15 protein-coding genes and 1 tRNA gene are annotated in these 16,063 nt (G+C 72.4%); 7 read left to right on the forward strand and 9 right to left on the reverse strand.

The window, feature by feature from the left end:
- Positions 1 to 44 precede the first annotated feature (44 nt).
- Positions 45 to 1,283 carry an ABC transporter permease gene (locus ACF09E_RS22715; protein WP_392207064.1) on the forward strand — a complete coding sequence of 413 codons (1,239 nt, stop codon included), beginning with the start codon at positions 45 to 47 and terminating at the stop codon, positions 1,281 to 1,283.
- A gap of 139 nt (positions 1,284 to 1,422) precedes the next feature.
- On the opposite strand, the gene ACF09E_RS22720 is transcribed toward ACF09E_RS22715, so the two are convergent.
- Positions 1,423 to 1,773: an SH3 domain-containing protein gene (locus tag ACF09E_RS22720; protein WP_392206749.1), complete on the reverse strand. Its 351-nt coding sequence runs from the start codon at positions 1,771 to 1,773 to the stop codon at positions 1,423 to 1,425.
- Between the two features lie 352 nt (positions 1,774 to 2,125).
- Here ACF09E_RS22720 and ACF09E_RS22725 point away from each other — a divergent pair, with 352 nt between their 5' ends.
- Positions 2,126 to 3,754, forward strand: coding sequence for a sensor histidine kinase (locus tag ACF09E_RS22725; protein WP_392206750.1), 1,629 nt, complete (start codon positions 2,126 to 2,128; stop codon positions 3,752 to 3,754).
- A 5-nt stretch (positions 3,755 to 3,759) separates the two neighbouring features.
- On the opposite strand, the gene ACF09E_RS22730 is transcribed toward ACF09E_RS22725, so the two are convergent.
- Positions 3,760 to 4,455, reverse strand: a complete 696-nt coding sequence (locus ACF09E_RS22730) for a response regulator transcription factor (RefSeq protein WP_392206751.1) — start codon at positions 4,453 to 4,455, stop codon at positions 3,760 to 3,762.
- 487 nt (positions 4,456 to 4,942) lie between these two features.
- A tRNA-Met gene (locus ACF09E_RS22735) sits at positions 4,943 to 5,016 on the reverse strand.
- 193 nt (positions 5,017 to 5,209) lie between these two features.
- Here ACF09E_RS22735 and ACF09E_RS22740 point away from each other — a divergent pair.
- The 5 genes from ACF09E_RS22740 (at position 5,210) to ACF09E_RS22760 (ending at position 11,009) form a co-directional block, all read left to right on the forward strand.
- The gene (locus ACF09E_RS22740) at positions 5,210 to 6,988 is read left to right on the forward strand and encodes a sensor histidine kinase (RefSeq protein WP_392207066.1); all 1,779 of its coding nucleotides are present in this window, start codon (positions 5,210 to 5,212) and stop codon (positions 6,986 to 6,988) included.
- Positions 6,989 to 7,025: 37 nt separating this feature from the next.
- Positions 7,026 to 7,685, forward strand: coding sequence for a response regulator (locus ACF09E_RS22745; protein WP_392206752.1), 660 nt, complete (start codon positions 7,026 to 7,028; stop codon positions 7,683 to 7,685).
- Between the two features lie 348 nt (positions 7,686 to 8,033).
- On the forward strand, positions 8,034 to 9,524 hold the full coding sequence (locus tag ACF09E_RS22750; protein ID WP_392207068.1) for a DUF2252 domain-containing protein: 1,491 nt from the start codon (positions 8,034 to 8,036) through the stop codon (positions 9,522 to 9,524).
- Positions 9,525 to 9,863: 339 nt separating this feature from the next.
- A complete protein-coding gene (locus ACF09E_RS22755) occupies positions 9,864 to 10,607 on the forward strand; it encodes a J domain-containing protein (protein ID WP_392207071.1) in 744 nt (247 codons plus the stop codon).
- A gap of 57 nt (positions 10,608 to 10,664) precedes the next feature.
- Positions 10,665 to 11,009, forward strand: coding sequence for a rhodanese-like domain-containing protein (locus ACF09E_RS22760; RefSeq protein WP_055599075.1), 345 nt, complete (start codon positions 10,665 to 10,667; stop codon positions 11,007 to 11,009).
- A gap of 92 nt (positions 11,010 to 11,101) precedes the next feature.
- On the opposite strand, the gene ACF09E_RS22765 is transcribed toward ACF09E_RS22760, so the two are convergent.
- The 6 genes from ACF09E_RS22765 to paaA all read right to left on the reverse strand — a co-directional run bounded on the left by ACF09E_RS22765 (position 11,102) and on the right by paaA (position 16,037).
- The gene (locus ACF09E_RS22765; protein ID WP_392206753.1) at positions 11,102 to 12,235 is read right to left on the reverse strand and encodes an acyl-CoA dehydrogenase family protein; all 1,134 of its coding nucleotides are present in this window, start codon (positions 12,233 to 12,235) and stop codon (positions 11,102 to 11,104) included.
- A gap of 118 nt (positions 12,236 to 12,353) precedes the next feature.
- On the reverse strand, positions 12,354 to 13,457 hold the full coding sequence (locus ACF09E_RS22770) for a 2Fe-2S iron-sulfur cluster-binding protein (protein WP_392206754.1): 1,104 nt from the start codon (positions 13,455 to 13,457) through the stop codon (positions 12,354 to 12,356).
- Positions 13,458 to 13,955, reverse strand: coding sequence for a 1,2-phenylacetyl-CoA epoxidase subunit PaaD (paaD, locus tag ACF09E_RS22775; protein WP_388802024.1), 498 nt, complete (start codon positions 13,953 to 13,955; stop codon positions 13,458 to 13,460).
- Entirely contained in the window at positions 13,949 to 14,689 is a 741-nt protein-coding gene (gene paaC / locus ACF09E_RS22780) for a 1,2-phenylacetyl-CoA epoxidase subunit PaaC (RefSeq protein ID WP_392206755.1), read from the reverse strand. Before paaC ends, paaD begins: the two co-directional genes overlap by 7 nt.
- Positions 14,686 to 14,973, reverse strand: coding sequence for a 1,2-phenylacetyl-CoA epoxidase subunit PaaB (gene paaB / locus ACF09E_RS22785; RefSeq protein WP_148003385.1), 288 nt, complete (start codon positions 14,971 to 14,973; stop codon positions 14,686 to 14,688). The genes paaC and paaB overlap by 4 nt, the downstream gene beginning before the upstream one ends.
- Positions 14,970 to 16,037, reverse strand: coding sequence for a 1,2-phenylacetyl-CoA epoxidase subunit PaaA (gene paaA / locus ACF09E_RS22790; protein WP_392206756.1), 1,068 nt, complete (start codon positions 16,035 to 16,037; stop codon positions 14,970 to 14,972). Before paaA ends, paaB begins: the two co-directional genes overlap by 4 nt.
- Between the last annotated feature and the right edge of the window lie 26 nt (positions 16,038 to 16,063).

Genomic DNA, 16,063 nt, shown 5'->3' on the forward strand with positions numbered 1-16,063 from the left:
CGGGCGGCCGCGGGGCGGACCCCGAGACCGTCCGGATCCGGGCGCTGCCGCCCGGGGCCACGGCCGACGGGGCCCGGAACCCGTCACGGCGGCGGGCGGGTCTGCGCGCCGCCCGGCTCGGTCCCGCTGACGTCATCCGGCTCGGCGGGACGGGCCTGCGGACCCGACCGCTGCGGGTCTTCCTGTCCGCGCTCGGCATCGCCATCGGCGTTGCCGCCATGATCGCGGTGGTCGGCATCTCGGGCTCCGGACAGGCCGAGGTGGACCGCCAGTTGGACGCACTCGGCACGAACCTGCTGAGGGTCGCGCCGGGAGAGACTCTCGACGGCGCCGAGGCCAAGCTCCCCGTGGAGTCCGTGGCGATGATCGGACGGATCCCACCCGTGGAGCAGGTCGCCGCCACCGGGTCGACGGGGGCACACGTCTACCGCAATGACCGCATCGCCATCGGCCGCACCGGCTCACTCGACGTCCTGGCGGTCGGCTCCGGCCTGCTCCCGGCCGTCGGCGGTCACGTCAGCAAGGGCCGCTGGCTGGACTCCGCGACGGAGGAGTACCCGGCCGTCGTGCTCGGCGCGACAGCCGCCCAGCGGCTCGACGTGTACACCCCGGGCACCCGGGTCTGGCTGGGCGGGCGCTGGTTCTCGCTGGTGGGCGTCCTTGACCAGGTGCAGCTCGCGCCGGAACTCGACAGCGCCGCGCTGGTCGGCTGGCCTGCGGCCAGGACGTACCTCCGCTTCGACGGGCATCCGTCGACGGTCTACGTCCGGGCGGAGGACAGCCAGGTCACGTCGGTGCGTGCGGTGCTCCCGGCCACGGCCCATCCGGCGAAGCCCGGCGAGGTGCAGATCTCCCGGCCCTCCGACGCGCTCGCGGCCCGCGAGGCGACCCAGTCGGCGTTCACCGGGCTGCTGCTCGGCCTCGGCGGCGTCGCGCTGCTGGTCGGCGGGGTCGGCGTCGGCAACACCATGGTCATCTCGGTCCTGGAACGCCGGCCGGAGATCGGTCTGCGGCGGGCCCTCGGGGCGACGAAGGGCCAGATCCGCACCCAGTTCGTGACGGAGTCCCTGCTGCTGTCGCTCATCGGCGGCCTCGGCGGAACCGTACTCGGAACGCTGATCACGGCCGGGTACGCCTTCAGCCGGGACTGGCCGACGGTCGTTCCTGTCTGGGCGAGCGCGGCCGGCGTCGCCTCGACACTGCTCATCGGCGTGATCGCCGGCCTGTACCCGGCGGTCCGGGCGAGCCGGCTGTCACCGACGGAGGCACTGTCCGGCACATGACCCGAACAGTCGGCGCGTGTCCAGTAGCCGCGACGCCCGCACGAGACTTCGCCGAGAATTCCGTACGAGGCAGGGGCGGCCTCCTGGGAGACCGCCCCTGCTGCGCGCTTATCGCAAGGTGCTCAGCGCTCGCGCGTCATTAGCACGGGGTGAAGCTGCCACCGTTGCTCAGCAGGTCGTCCCGGATCCAACCGGTGATGTTGGTCGCGTCGTTGCGCAGGTAGGTCCAGGTGTTGCCGTCGTTGCCCACCGTGTAGCAGTGGTAGTCCAGCGTGTGGGTGGAGTAGGCCACACCGTTGATGCCACAGCTGGTGCTGGAGCCGCTGCGCTCGTTGGCGCCGTCGGCCCACTTGCCCCACGAACCGCCGTCCTTGTCCGAGGCGCCGGTGCCGCAGTTGGCGTGCGCAGCGGCCGGGGTGGCGGTGACCATCGGGACGGCCAGTGCCGCCATGGCGACGGCGGGAAGAATTGCTGCGAGTCGTTGCTTCATTACGAAACCCCCCACTTGGTGATGTCATTCTTCGTCGCCGCACTCAGGAGCCTGACAACTGCCAGGTTGAATGCAGCAGCCTTCGCACCAACCGGAGTGCGACGGCCGCGACAACGGTTACCGGTCAATGACCCTGAAGAAATGATTCCGATGCGGACTGACTAGTTTCGCTATGTAACTGTCCTAGAAGTGATTGGAGTGAAAATTCGTCACTCCTGAGATTCATTGACCGGTTCCACACCCGTGTGGAACCCTCCCCGCAGCCTGACAACGGTCCCGTGGTTCGGGTGAACCACACCGAAGGAGTCCTGGTGAGCGCACACGTCTCGAATCCCGTGACGGGAGCCGCGCGATGAGCTTTCGGCTTCGGGTGCTGGGCGTACTGATGCTCATTGCCGTGACGGCCACGGCCGCCACCACCTGGCTCACCCTTCGACAGGCCAACCGGCAGGTCCAGGAGGCCGTCGTGGCGGGCCGGATGGACGTCTCCCGCATCATCGAAGAGCTGCGCGCGTACGGCTTGGCGCATGGCACCTGGGAGGGCTTCGCACCGGTGGTCGGCGCGCTGTCGAAGGACACCGGGCAGCGCGTGCGGGTCGCCACGGAGAGCGGAGTCCTGCTCGCCGACTCCGACACCCTCGCGGGCCGCGAGGCACGTCTCCTGGGCAGTCAGCCTCCCGTTCTGGTCGACCCGCGTCCCGTGCTGCGATTCGACCAGGGCCTGGTACCGAGCGCGGTCGAGAAGCTGACCGCGGTGGCGATCGTCGAATACCGTGCGGCGGCAGCCGACGCGGCATGTCTGACCCTGGCAGGGGCGGATGTGACGGTCCGGACCGACCGCACGGGCATCCCCGTGGTCAATGTCGGCAGTCGGCCGCCCCAGTGCGCGGAGCCGCAGCCCGGCCGTGATCCTCAGCGATCCCTGGATCTGGCCGCCGTCAAGGAGTGCGCGGCTGTCCAGCCGCTCGCCCCCTGCCTGCAACGCGTCTTCAACGAGCGCACCGCCTCCGTCGCCCCACCCCTTCTCGAAGTGCGCCTCGGATACCAGGACGAGGCCCCACCCACGATCGTCGCCGCCCCCGCCATCGCCGTGGCCATCGGGGTCGCGCTCGCTGCGATCCTCGGAGCGCTGCTGCTGAGCCGAGCCGTGCTACGGCCCGTTCGGGCCATGACACTCGCCGCCGAAGGGCTCGGAGAGGGGGATCTGGAGCGCCGTGTCCCGGTCACCGGGCGGGACGAGATCGCCCACCTCGGCAGGGCGTTCAACCGCATGGCGGACTCCATCCAGGCCGGCGAGGATCGCCAGCGCCGCCTCACCGGCGACATCGCGCACGAGCTGCGCACTCCGCTCGCCAACCTGCGCGGCTACCTGGAGGCGCTGCGGGACGGGGTCGTCGAACCCACGCCCGAGCTGCTCGACTCGCTCCACGAGGAGGCACTGCTCCAGCAGCGGATCGTGGACGACCTCCAGGACCTCGCGCTCGCCGAGGCCGGCGCGCTCACGTACCACCGCTCCGAGGTCAACCTGCGAGATCTCCTCGAAGCCACTCGCACCGCCTACCGTGCCCACGCCGGAACGGCGGGCGTGGCGTTGGATGTGGAGGCCCCGCACCCGGTGTACGTGACCGCCGACGCGGACCGGCTCCGTCAGGCCGTCGGCAACCTCGTCGGCAACGCGCTACGCGCAACGCCGCCCGGCGGGCGCGTGACACTGGCCCTCGTCCCGCACGGCGAGCTGGCCGTCGTCGAGGTGCGGGACACCGGCAAAGGGATACCGCCGGAGCACCTGCCGCACCTCTTCAACCGCTTCTGGCGGGCGGACGCGTCACGAGGGCGGGCGACGGGCGGCAGCGGCCTCGGCCTGTCGATCGCCCGGCAGATCGTCACCGACCACAGGGGCACCATCGACGTGGCCAGTACGGTCGGGGCCGGCACGACGTTCACGATCACCCTGGGCGCCCGCCCGGACCTGCCCCGCTGAACCGCTCAGGTCCGGTCGACGAGCCGGTAGCCCCGTCCGTACACCGTCTCCAGCAGTCTCGGGCCTCCCGGCACCTCCAGCTTCCGCCGCAGGTTCATCACGTGCGCGTCGACCGTCCGCTCCAGCACGTCCTGGTCGAAGCCGAAGACCCGCTCGATGATCTGGGGCCGGGTGAAGACGCGCCCGGGTTCGCGGGCCAGCGACTCCAGGATGGAGAACTCCTTCGCCGTCAGCGCCACCGGTCGACCCGCGACCCGGGCCTCGAACCGTGTGGTGTCCAGCTCCACCTCGCCGACCCGCAGCAGCGTCGTCCCGGCCGCCGCCGACTTCCTGGCCCGCCGCAGCAGTGCCCTTACCCGCGCGGTCAGTTCGCGCGGGCTGTACGGCTTGGTGAGATAGTCGTCCGCGCCGAGGTCGAGCCCGAGGAGCATGTCCTCCTCGGTCGTTCGGGCGGTCAGCAGCAGGATGGGAACGTCCGCGGTGCCCGGCTCGGCTCGCAGGATGCGGCACACGTCGAGTCCGTCGACGTAGGGCAGCATCACGTCGAGCACGATCAGATCCGGCCGAATCGACCGCGCCTTCTCCAGCGCGGCGCGGCCGTCGGCCACGATCTGGACCGCATTGCCCTCCCGTTCCAGATAGATCCGGATCAGCCTAGACTGTTTCTCGTCATCCTCGGCGACCAAAATCCGAGCGCTCAATGCTTCTCCCCCAACGAGGCCCTGCGAGTTCCAGCACCGTAATACAGAATCGGCAGAGTATTTCGGTCGTCGGCCATCGGACATCGGATATCGGGCTTCGGGTGACGGATATCGGGCTTTGGACATCGGATATCGGGCCTCGGGCAACGGTCATCGGGCTTCGGTCGCCGGGCGGCCGGTCGATCTGAATTGCCTTCGGCGAAGGACCTGGCCGGGAAACGATCAACCGGAGCGTGAGATGTGCCGTTGACACGCACCCTCTTTCGTATGGGCGCCTTGCACGCGTGACGGTCCGGCGGCCGGGAAACCGCCGGACGGTCGAGTGGACGCCACAGTGCCCGCTGCCGGGCTGCGGAGCAGGATGGGGGCCGAGCCGCCCTCGCGGCCGCGCCGCCGACTTCGCCCGGGACCCCGTACGGCTGTGCGACGCCGGTCGCTTGCGGGGAACGCGGAAGGGGCCCGGCATCAGCCGGGCCCCTTCCCTTCGTAGCGGGGACAGGATTTGAACCTGCGACCTCTGGGTTATGAGCCCAGCGAGCTACCGAGCTGCTCCACCCCGCGTCGGTGATCCCACTCTACACAAGTCCCCACCCGACCCGTCCCGCCCGCCATGACCGACGTCACACCGGAGGGCGGGGCGCGGACCCTCCGGACGCGTGCCGGTCCGGAGGCCGAGACTTTTGTCGTCCCAGGGTGCGACGAAAGAGGGACGACCCGGGACCGTGCCCCCGCCTACGGTGCGAGCGTGGACGTTATGTCGAAGTCGGGGGCCCGGAGTTCGCACGGGATCGGGGCCAGGCTCGCCGCGTGGTGGGCCTGGTTCGCGGTGCCGGGACAGTGGTCGGGCCGCAGGACCACCGGGGAGCTGGCACTCGCCGGGGTCCTCGCGCTGCTCGGCGCCGGGACCGAGGACCTCCTCGGCGGCGAGGGATGGGTCCTGGCCGCTGTCGCCGCCGGATCGGCCCTGCTGTCCCTGGTGCGCCGCAGACTTCCCGCCAGCGTCCTCGTCCTGACCGCCGGCCTCGCACCCCTCGTGCCCGGCTTCGGACCCCTCCTGCTCGTCGTCGGCTGGTCCTCCGGCCGGTACATCGCGGGAGCGGGGCGCGCGCTCGCCGCGTTCATCCTCGCCTTCGTCGTCAACGTCGGAGCGAGCCTCATCGGCCCCTGGGAAGGGAGCCGACTGCTCACCATCGCCCTCACGGCGACCCTCTACTACCTGGGCACCACCCTGGCCCCCGGCCTCGCCCACCGGTACTGGACCCAGCGGCGGACCCTGCTGCACGCGCTCCAGGAGCGCAACGCCCAGCTGCTGCGGGAGCGGACCATGGTGGTCGGGCAGGCCCGGCTCCGCGAGCGCCAGCGGATCGCCCAGGACATGCACGACAGCCTCGGGCACCAACTGGCCCTGATCGCCGTCCACACCGGGGCCCTGGAGGTGGACCGGGAGCTGAGCGAGCGTCAGCGCGAGGTCGTCGGCGTCCTGCGGAACGCGTCGGTGACCGCGATGCACGAGCTGCGGGAGGTCGTCGGCATCCTCCGCGACGGCATCGAGGCACCCCACGGCACGGCGACGGCCCCCGGGGGCACCGCGGACGAGACGGGCCGCGCGGCCCGGGGAATCGCCGGCATCGAGGGGCTCGTCGAGGCGGCGCGGACGGCCGGCACCTCGGTCGGACTGAGACGCTCGGGGGAGGAGCGGTCACTCGCACCGGCCGCCGACCACGCCGCGTACCGGATCGTCCAGGAGGCCCTCACCAACGCCTACAAGTACGCGCCTGGAGCGCCGATCGGCGTCGACCTGCGGTACGAGCCGGACACCTTCGTCGTCGAGGTCCTCAACGAGAAGCCCACCGAGGAACCCGCGAAGGACGTGGTGAGCGGCGGCCAGGGCCTCACCGGGCTCGCCGAGCGGGCCCGGCTGGTGGGCGGCATGTGCCACGCCGGTCCCGCCGACGGCGGCGGCTTCCGGGTGGCCGGGATGCTGCCGTACGGGGCGGCCCCCCTCGCGGAGGCAGCACCTTTGGTCGATGCGGCCGACGACTTCCGGCAGCAGACCACGAAACCGCTCGTGGGCGATGGTCGTCCGGTCGTGGTCGGACCGGCCGACTGGACATTCACGGAGCGGGAGTTGGCCATGGCGGTGCATGGGGGCCGAGGCAGAAGCACGGGCGGTTCGATCGCACTGGGCTGCGGGATCGCGTTCGCCGCGCTCGTCCTGCTGGTGGTGGCGGCCGGCTTCGGCATCTACTTCCTGATGGGCTCGCTGAAGGAGGGCATGATCGAGCCCGCGCAGTACGACGCGGTGAAGGTCGGGGCGCCGGAGAAGGAGGTGCGCGGTCGACTCCCGTCCGGGGACACGATCGCCACGGCCGGGCTCAGCGGCAAGGGACCCGCGCAGCCGGAAGGCGCCGACTGCCTGGTCCTGATGTCCTCGGAGGTGAGCGACTCCTTCGAGAAGGAGCCCGTTTTCCGCTTCTGCTTCAAGGACGGCAAGCTGATCGAGAAGAAGTCGTACGAGGTCGAGGCGCGCTAGCGCCGACCCGCCCGTACCGGAGCCGTGGGGAGAAGCTGTGGCAGGGCAGCCCATCAGGGTCGTGATCGCCGACGACGAGCCGCTGATCAGGGCCGGGATCCGGATGATCCTCACCTCCGACCCGGAGATCCAGGTCGTCGCCGAGGCCGCCAACGGCCGGGAGGCGGTCGAGGCGACCCGGGCGCACGCCGCCGACGTGGTGCTGCTCGACATCCAGATGCCGGTCCTCGACGGCCTCTCGGCGCTCCCGGAGCTGCGCCGGGCGGCGCCGGCGGCCCGGGTGATCGTGCTCACGACCTTCGGCGAGCGGGACAACGTGCTGCGGACCCTGGAGCACGGCGGGGCCGGGTTCCTCCTGAAGGACACCGCTCCCGCGGAACTGATCCGGGCCGTGCGGGCGGCCGCGGTGGGCGACGCGTACCTGTCGCCCGCGGCGACCCGGCACGTCGTGGAGCGGCTCGCCACGGGCCGGGAGGCGGCCCGCGCCGAGGAGGCGCGGGGGCGGGTCGCGGGGCTGAGTGAGAAGGAGCGCGATGTGCTGGCGCTGCTCGGCGAAGGGCTCTCCAACGCCGACGCGGGGAAGCGGCTGCACATGAGCGAGGCCACGGTGAAGACCTACGTGAGCCGGATCCTCGCCAAGCTGGACTGCGAGAACCGGGTCCAGGCGGCCCTCCTCGCCCGGGACGCGGGCCTGTAGGAGGGACGGCGGCGCGGCTCCGGGAGGGGCGGCGGTGCCGCACCGGGAGGGCGGCCTGTCCGGCCGGCGCGGGGGGCCGGCCGGACAGGCTGTTCGCCGGGTGCGGCACCGCCCCGGGGTCGTCGCACGGGGCCGCCCGGAGCCGCCCGGAGCCGCCCGGAGCCGCCCGGAGCGGTCCGGGGATGAGCGGGCGGTCCGGGATGAGCGGAGGATGGCCTGAGGACGGCTTGCGGACGGCTTGGGGAGTTGTCCACAGGTGCTTGTCCACAGGGGGAGACGGCCCCTCGGGTACGGCGGTACCTTCAGGGCCAGATGATGTTGGACGTTCACATCGGGGGAGCGCAGGCCATGGGCGACAACCAGGTCGCCGTGCCGGGACAGCCCGGCACGGACGCAGCACAGCAGGGCGGAGCCGCCTCGGACGGCGTGCGCGTGCCCCACGTACCGGGCTTCGCCCGCCGCGCCGCCGTCGGCAGCCGGACGGACTCCGCCGCCTCGCCCAAGCAGCACGGCAAGGCACTCCGCGAGCGCGTCCCGCGCTCCGCCCACGCACGGCCCGCCCTCGCCGCCGACCGCCCCGACGCCGTCCGCGCGGTCGAGGAGTCGAACCGGGACCGCGTCCCCGAGCTCGCACCGATACGGGTCGGCAGAATGACGGTGAGCCCCTTCACCTTCCTGCGCGGAGCCGCCGGGCTCATGGCGCAGGACCTCGCCACGACCCCCGTCACCGGGATCGCCGCGCAGCTCTGCGGTGACGCCCACGCGGCCAACTTCGGCCTCTACGGAGACGCGCGCGGCCGCCTCGTCATGGACCTCAACGACTTCGACGAGACCGTCGTCGGCCCCTGGGAATGGGACCTCAAGCGGCTCGCCACCTCCCTCGTCCTCGTCGGCCGGGAAGCCGGCGCGAGCGAGGACCTGTGCCGGGCCGCCGCCTTCGACACCGTCGGCGCCTACCGGCGCACCATGAGACTCCTCGCCCGGCTCCCCGCCCACGACGCGTGGAACGCCATCGCCGACGAGGAACTCGTCTCCCACACCGACGCCCGCGATCTCCTCGGCACCCTGGAGCGGGTCTCCGCGAAGGCCCGCAACAACACCAGCGCCCGGTTCGCCGCCCGCTCCACCGAAGCCGTCACCGACCCTGAGGGCGGCGGCCGCCGCTTCGTCGACGCTCCCCCGGTCCTCCGCCGGGTCCCGGACGCCGAGGCCGCCGCCGTCGCCGCCTCCCTCGGCCCCTACCTGGAGACCGTGTCCGAGGACCGGCTGCCGCTCCTCGCGCGGTACGCCGTGCACGACGTGGCCTTCCGGGTCGTCGGAACCGGCAGCGTCGGCACCCGCTCCTATGTCGTGCTGCTCCTCGACCACCGCGGCGAGGCACTCGTCCTCCAGGTGAAGGAGGCACGGGCGTCCGCCCTGCTGCCCCACCTGCCGACCGCCGGATTCACAGTGCCGGAACCCGTCCACGAAGGCCGCCGCGTGGTGTTCGGGCAGAAGCGCATGCAGGTCGTCAGCGACATCCTGCTCGGCTGGACCACGGTGGACGGGCGCCCCTTCCAGGTGCGCCAGTTCCGCAACCGCAAGGGCAGCGTCGATCCCGCCGCCCTCACCGTCGACCAGGTCGACGACTACGGCCGGATGACCGGGGCCCTGCTCGCCCGCGCCCACGCCCACAGCGCCGATCCCCGCCTGATAGCCGGGTACTGCGGGAAGAACGAGGAGTTCGACGAGGCCCTCGCCGCCTTCGCCGTCTCCTACGCGGACCGCACCACGGCCGACCACGCCGACCTGCTCACCGCCGTCCGCGCCGGTCGCATAGCCGCCGAATCGGGCGTCTGACCCGACCGGGCCGGCTGGGGACCGGTGCGCCCGGCCGACGGTCGGGGCGTCGCCTCGGTGCGGGGAGGCGGCTGTGCGGCTGTGGTGCGCCCGTCGAGGGGACTAGGGGGCGAGGACCGAGGGGGCGAGGGGCATGAGGGGGAGGGTGGGGAGGGGGAGGGAGGGGGGAGGCCCCCTCGGAAGGACCTAGGCTGGGTGGGACGAGCCGGAACGAGGACGTGGGCGGGCGGAGACGTGAGCGTGGACCAGGGTGCGAACGAGGGCCCCGAGAGCCAGCGGCCGCAGGACGAGCCGTCGCCGGCCGGGGACGAGCGGCCCGAGGCGCGGCTCGAGCGGGCCGTGCGGGTGGCCGAGCAGGCGCTGATCGAGTTCGAGATCGCCGTCGAGACCTTCCGTGTCGAAGTGGACAACTTCTCGCGGCTCCACCACCAGAAGCTCGGCCCGATGTACGCGCGGCTCGACGAGCTCGACGCCCGCATCGCCGAAGCGCGGGCCGCGCGGACCGGTGACCCCGAGGACCTGCGGCGGGCGCAGGAGGCGCGGGCCGCCGTCATGCCGATGCCCGGAGTGGACGAGCTGTTCCACGACTGGATCGACTCCGACGGCTTCTCCCCCGAAGCCGAGGCCATGCTCACCGACCGTCCCGTGCGGCCGCCGAAGCGGGTCCGGCCCAGCGAGGAGGTCCGCAGGCTCTACCGGGAGCTGGCCCGCAAGGCCCACCCCGACCTGGCCCGCGAGGACGACGAGCGGAAGCGACGCGAGGAGTTCATCACCCGGGTGAACGCCGCCTACGCCCGCGGCGACGAGGCCGCCCTGCGCGAACTCTCCACCGAATGGGAGGCCGGCCCCGTGCCGGCCGAGGACCGGCTCAGCGAGAGCGAGGAGCTGTACGCGCGCCTGGAGTGGCTCGCGCAGCGCAAGGACATGCTGTCGACGCTGGCCCGTGAACTGGAGGAGAGCGCCATCGGCGCGATGCTGCGGATGGCGCCGGAGGACCCCGACCGCCTCCTGGAGGAGATCGCGGAGCAGCTGCTCGCGCAGGTCTCCGAGCGGGAGAGCGAGCTGGCCGGGCTGGTGCAGTAGGTTTTTCCGTGCGTTCGAGACCCTTCGGGCGCCACTGATCGAGAGAAGGCCGGTCCCATGAATTTCTCCCCTCTGCCCTCGGTGGACGCGGCTTCCGTGCCGGCCGATGCCCTGGTGCTGGACGTCAGGGAGGACGACGAGTGGGCGGCCGGGCACGTCGAAGGCGCTCTGCACGTGCCGATGAGCGACTTCGTGGCGCGCTTCGGTGAGGTGACCGAGGCGGTCGCCGAGCGTGGTCGCGCCTATGTGATGTGCCGGGTGGGCGGCCGGTCCGCTCAGGTCACGCAGTACCTGGTGCAGCAGGGCTTCGACGCGGTGAACGTCGAGGGCGGCATGCTCGCCTGGGACGGTGCCGGGCGTCCGATGGTGACGGGCACCGGAAGCCCGGCCTTCGTTCTCTGACGTCCTTCGGGGCCCCGGCCCGGCTATGACGTCCTTCGGGGCTCCTGGCCCGGCTCTGACGTCTCCGGGGTTCCCGGACCGTCTCCCGGGTCTCAGCCGAGGGGATGGGTGGCCAGCAGGTCGCCCAGGGCGTCCTCGTGGGCCGCGGCGGGGCCGAGGGACAGCTCCAGGTGCTTGGCCCAGGCGTGGAAGCGGTGCAGCGGGTAGTCGGTGTCGGCGCCGAAGCCGCCGTGCAGGTGCTGGGCCGTCTGCACCACCCGTCGTACGCCCTCGGAGGCCCAGATCTTCGCGACGGCGATGTCCCCTTCGGAGGGGAGTGCCGCGTCGGCCCCGCTGGAGAGGCGCCAGGCCGCCTGCCAGAGGGTGACCTCCATGGCACGCAGGTCGATGTAGCGGTCGGCGGTCTGGACTGCGACGGCCTGGAAGGTGGCCACGGGGTGGCCGAACTGCTCCCGCCTGCCCGTGTACTGGCTCGTCATGGTGAGGACGGCCTCGCCGAGGCCGAGGGCGAGCGCGCAGGTGCCGGTGGTGAGGAGTCCGCGGAGCCGGTCCCAGGCTCCCTCGGTGTCGATGACATCGGCGGCGTCGAGGCGGACGGCGTCGAGCCGTAGCTCCGCGAGGAGTTCGCCGCTCGTGGAGTACTGGGCGGTGAGGGTCAGCCCGTCGTGTGCGCGGGGTAGCAGGGCGAGGACGGTGGTGCCGTCGGCGGTGTGCGCCGGTACGGCGATGAGGTCGGCGCCGTGGGCCCAGGGGACCGCGGTCTGCAGGCCGTCGAGGACCCAGCCGGTGCCGTCGCGGTGGGCGGTGACGGCCCGCTCGGCCGGGTCGTGGCCGGTGCGTCCCTGAGCGGCTGCCGTGAGGACGAGTTCGCCGCGGCTGACCCGGGGGAGCAGGGCGGCGGCCGTCTCGGGGGGTGCGTACCGGTCGATGGTGTGGGCGACGGCGCTGGTCTCCAGGAGGGGGACGCGGGCCAGGACCCGGGCCGATTCGCGCAGGACGAGGCAGAGGGCGACGGGGTCGAGGCCGCCGCCTCCGTGCTCCGGGGAGAGGGTGAGGCCGAGGAGGTCGGCGGCGGCGAGGCGGGACCAGAGCGGCCGGTCGAGGTCATCGGACACGGCGCCCGCGGTGAGGGCGGGGCTCGGTACGGCGTCCGGTGCGACGTCCGAGAAGACCGCCTTGGCGGCCTCGACGGCCGCCTGCTGCTCTTCGGTGAAGGTGAAGTCCACTGCTCTGCCCTCCCGTTGTGCCTCTGCTGGTCCTGACGATCCGTCAAGATAGAACAGGTTCTAGTGGAAGGGAATGCCGGCGCCGTGGTGGGTCCTGGCGGGGCGCCGGCTTCGTGCGTCAGCGGTCGAAGTCGAGTTCCACGTCGGGGGTGACCGGGTGGGACTGGCAGGCGAGGACGTAGCCCGCGTCGGTCTCCTCCGGTTCCAGTGCGAAGTTGCGGTCCATGCGGACCTCTCCGCCGACGAGGAAGGCGCGGCAGGTGCCGCACACTCCGCCCTTGCAGGCGTACGGGGCGTCCGCGCGGGAGCGGAGGACCGTGTCGAGGAGGGTCTCGCCGCGGTCCACCGGCCAGGTGCCGGAGCGGCCGTGCAGTGTCGCGGTCAGGGTGGCGTGCGCGGGGGTGTCGGCCGGGGCGACCGGGGAGGGCGCGGAGCCGTCGTCGACGTGGAAGATCTCCTGGTGGATCCGGCCGCGGTCGACGCCGAGTCCGCGCAGGGCCTGCTCGGCGCCTTGGACGAGTCCGAACGGGCCGCAGAGGAACCAGCCGTCGACGGTCCCGACGGGCAGGAGCGAGGGCAGGAGCGCGGTGAGGCGCTCGCGGTCGAGGCGGCCGGACGGGAGGCCCGCCTGCTGCTCCTCGCGGGAGAGGACGGTGACCAGCTGGAAGCGGTCGGGGTACCGGTCCTTCAGGTCGGCGACCTCGTCGAGGAACATCGTGGACGCGGCGGTGCGGTCGCTGCGGATCAGGCAGAACCGTGCCTCGGGCTCGCGGGCGAGCAGGGTGGCCGCGATGGACAGGACCGGGGTGATGCCGCTGCCGCCGACGACGGCCGCGAAGCGGCCGGGGCGCGGGGTGAGGGAGAAGCGGCCCGTCGGTTCCATGACCTCGACGAGGTCGCCGACGGCGAGTTCCTTGAGGGCGTACGTCGAGAAGGCGCCGCCGTCGACGAGCCGGATGCCGACGCGCAGGACGGGCGGTTCGCCGGCGGGGGTGGCGGGGGCGCAGATCGAGTAGGTGCGGCGGATCTCCTCGCCGTTCTCACCGGTGCGGCGGAGCGCGAGGTGCTGGCCGGGGAGGTGGCGGAAGGTCTCGTGGAGCTCGGGCGGGACGGTGAAGGCGACCGCCACGGAGTCGTCCGTGAGCCGTTCGACCTCGCTCACCCTGAGGGGATGGAACCCGGCCCGTCCGCCGGCCCGGGCGCCCACGCCTGAGGACTCCATCTACAGCTCCTTGAAGTGGTCGAACGGTTCGCGGCAGGCGGCGCAGCGGCGCAGGGCCTTGCACGCGGTGGAGGAGAAGCGGCTGAGGAGTTCGGTGTCGGTGGAGCCGCAGTTCGGGCAGCGGATGGCCAGGGTCAGCGGTATCGGGCCGTCGGCCGGGCCCTGGGGGCGCGGGGGTGCGACGCCGAACTCGGCGAGTTTGCGGCGGCCTTCCTCGCTGATGTCGTCGGTGGACCAGGCGGGGGCGAGGACCGTGACGACGGAGACCTCCGGCACTCCGTGCTCGTGGAGGGCGCGCTCGATGTCGGAGGACATGGTCTCGACGGCGGGGCAGCCGGTGTACGTCGGGGTGAGGGCGACCTCGACCCGGCCGGGGCCGGTGACGTGGACGCCGCGCAGGACGCCGAGTTCCGCGAGGGTGAGGACGGGGAGCTCGGGGTCGAGGACGGCGCCGGCGATCCGGCTCAGTTCCTCTTCGAGGGCGGTCATGGTCACCATGTCGCCCCCGGGTGGCTGCGGTGCAGGTGCTGCATCTCGGCGAGCATCCGTCCGAAGGACTCGGTGTGGAGTCCCTGGCGGCCGGCGCCGGCGGCCCAGGCGCCGGTGCGGGGTCCTTCGGGGACGGTGAGCGTGGCGCGGCCGAGGACGTCGGTGACCGAGGCCAGCCAGGCGCTCTCCATGGACGTGTGGTCCACGTCGATGCCGTCGACGGGCTGGAACAGTTCGCCCGTGTGGCGCCAGAGCACGTCGCAGGCCTGCTGCATCCTGCGGTGGCTCTCGTCGGTGCCGTCGCCGAGGCGGAGGGTCCACTGCTCGGCGTGGTCCCGGTGGTAGGCGACCTCCTTGACGGCCTTGCCGGCGAGGCCGGCGAAGGGTCCGTCGCCTGCGGCCAGCTGCCCGTACAGGAGGTGCTGGTAGGTGGAGAAGTAGAGCTGCCGGGCGATGGTGTGCGCGAAGTCGCCGTTCGGCTGCTCGACCAGCTGGGCGTTCCGGAAGGAGCGCTCCTCGCGGAGGTACGCCAGTTCGTCCTCGTCTCCGACGAGGGAGAGCAGGACGCGGGCCTGGCCGAGGAGGTCGAGGGCGATGTTGGTCAGGGCGACCTCCTCCTCCAGGACGGGGGCGGAGCCGGCCCACTCCCCCAGGCGGTGGGAGAGGACGAGGGCGTCGTCGCCGAGGGCGAGGGCGGCACCGGTGGTCGCGGTGGTGGGGCCGGTGGCCGGGGTGGTGCTCACAGGTGCTTCACCCCCTCGGGGATCTCGTAGAACGTCGGGTGGCGGTAGGGCTTGTCCGCGGCCGGTTCGAAGAAGGGGTCCTTCTCGTCGGGCGAGGAGGCGGTGATGTCGGCGGAGGGGACGACCCAGATCGACACGCCCTCGCTCCTGCGGGTGTACAGGTCGCGGGCGTTGCGCAGGGCCATCTCCGCGTCGGGGGCGTGGAGACTGCCCGCGTGGGTGTGGGACAGTCCGCGGCGGGAGCGCACGAACACCTCCCACAGCGGCCAACCGTCGCTCGTCATGCCTGTGCCTCCCCGTGCGTGCCGGTGTGCTGGTGCTGCTGGGTGCGGTGCGGGTCCGCGTCGTGCTTCCGGGTGCGGTGCTTCTCCGCGTGGGCCGCCGCGGCCTCGCGGACCCAGGCGCCGTCCTCGTGGGCCTGGCGGCGGCGGCTCAGCCGCTGCTCGTTGCAGGGGCCGTTGCCCTTGAGGACGTCCCAGAACTCGGTCCAGTCGATGGCGCCGAAGTCGTGGTGTCCGCGCTCCTCGTTCCACCGGAGGTCGGGGTCGGGGAGGGTGAGTCCGAGGGCTTCGGCCTGGGGCACGGCGATGTCGACGAAGCGCTGGCGCAGTTCGTCGTTGGAGTGGCGCTTGATCTTCCAGGCCATCGCCTGGGCGGTGTGGGTCGACTCGTCGTCCGGGGGGCCGAACATCATGAGCGAGGGCCACCACCAGCGGTCCACGGCGTCCTGGGCCATGGCGTGCTGGGCCTCGGTGCCGCGGGAGAGGGCGAGCAGGGCCTCGTACCCCTGGCGCTGGTGGAAGGACTCCTCCTTGCAGACCCTGACCATCGCGCGGGCGTACGGGCCGTAGGAGCAGCGGCAGAGCGGGACCTGGTTGGTGATCGCGGCGCCGTCGACGAGCCAGCCGATGGCGCCGACGTCGGCCCAGGTCAGGGTGGGGTAGTTGAAGATCGAGGAGTACTTCTGGCGGCCGGAGTGGAGCTTGTCGAGCAGCTCGTCGCGGCTGGTGCCGAGGGTCTCCGCGGCGCTGTACAGGTACAGGCCGTGGCCGGCCTCGTCCTGGACCTTGGCCATGAGGATGGCCTTGCGGCGCAGCGAGGGCGCGCGGGTGATCCAGTTCGCCTCCGGCTGCATGCCGATGATCTCGGAGTGGGCGTGCTGCGCGATCTGGCGGACGAGCGAGGCGCGGTAGGCCTCGGGCATCCAGTCGCGCGGCTCGATCCGCTCGTCGGCGGCCACTGCGGCGTCGAACACGGTCTCGTGGGCGGCCTGCTCCGCCGCCACGGCCGCGTCCGACACACCGGGCGCGCCCGTGGTCCCTGCCGTCCCTGCCGTCACTGCGGTCATCGGACTCCCTACCGACCGATCGTTCG

The sequence above is a fragment of the Streptomyces sp. NPDC014891 genome (assembly GCF_043081085.1).
Classification (GTDB): Bacteria; Actinomycetota; Actinomycetes; order Streptomycetales; family Streptomycetaceae; genus Streptomyces.